We start from the raw sequence: 743 nt of genomic DNA, 5'->3' as shown, positions 1-743 counted from the left end.
CGCGGACGAGCCGCCGCCGGCGCAGGACGAACTGCATGCGGCGCTGTACGACGCCGCCCGCGGGGGCCGCGTCGATCGCGCCTTGCAATTGCTGCAGGCCGGCGCCGATCCGCATGCGCTGCCCGCCGCCGAGTGGCGCGACCAGCGCAGCCTGCCGGTGCTGGCCGCGGTGCTGCCGGACCTGCGCCTGCTGCGCGAACTGATCGTGCGCGGGGTCGACGTCAATCGCCCGCACCTGGGCATGACCCCGCTGCTGGCCGCCACCCGCGACAGCTGGCATGGCCGCCCGGAGGCGGTGATGACCCTGCTCGCCAACGGCGCCGACCCGCGCGCCAGCGACGGCGACGGCAACACCCCGCTGCATCACGCCGCGCGCAGCTCCGACCCGGGCGTGGCCGCGCTGCTGCGCGACGCCGCCGCCGAACTGGACGCGGCCAACCGCGACGGCCTGACCCCGCTGGCGGTGGCCTGCCAGGTCGGCAACTGGCGCATGGCCAAGTTCCTGCTCGAGCGCGGCGCCAAGCCGGAGCCGGCCGAGGCCAGCCCGGTGCTGCTGGCCGCAGCCGGTACCGAGGAAGACGATCCGGCCGGCGTGCAGTTGCTGCTCAAGCACAAGGCGCGGGTCGACGCGCGCGATCGCCAGCGCCGCAGCGCATTGCACGAGGCGGCGCAGGCCGGCCACGTGGAGATCGTGCAGGCCCTGCTCGGCGCCGGCGCCAACCTGGAAGCGCGCGATGCGCTGG

At 76.0% G+C, this 743-nt stretch carries 1 protein-coding gene; it reads left to right on the top strand.

The annotated features are described in order from the left end of the window. A partial coding sequence (locus D588_RS25625) for an ankyrin repeat domain-containing protein (protein ID WP_017917223.1) occupies positions 1–743 on the top strand: 743 nt, incomplete at both ends.

Source organism: Xanthomonas sp. SHU 308, from assembly GCF_000364645.1.
Taxonomy (GTDB): domain Bacteria; phylum Pseudomonadota; class Gammaproteobacteria; order Xanthomonadales; family Xanthomonadaceae; genus Xanthomonas_A; species Xanthomonas_A sontii.
This window is presented reverse-complemented; position numbering and strand designations above follow the sequence as displayed.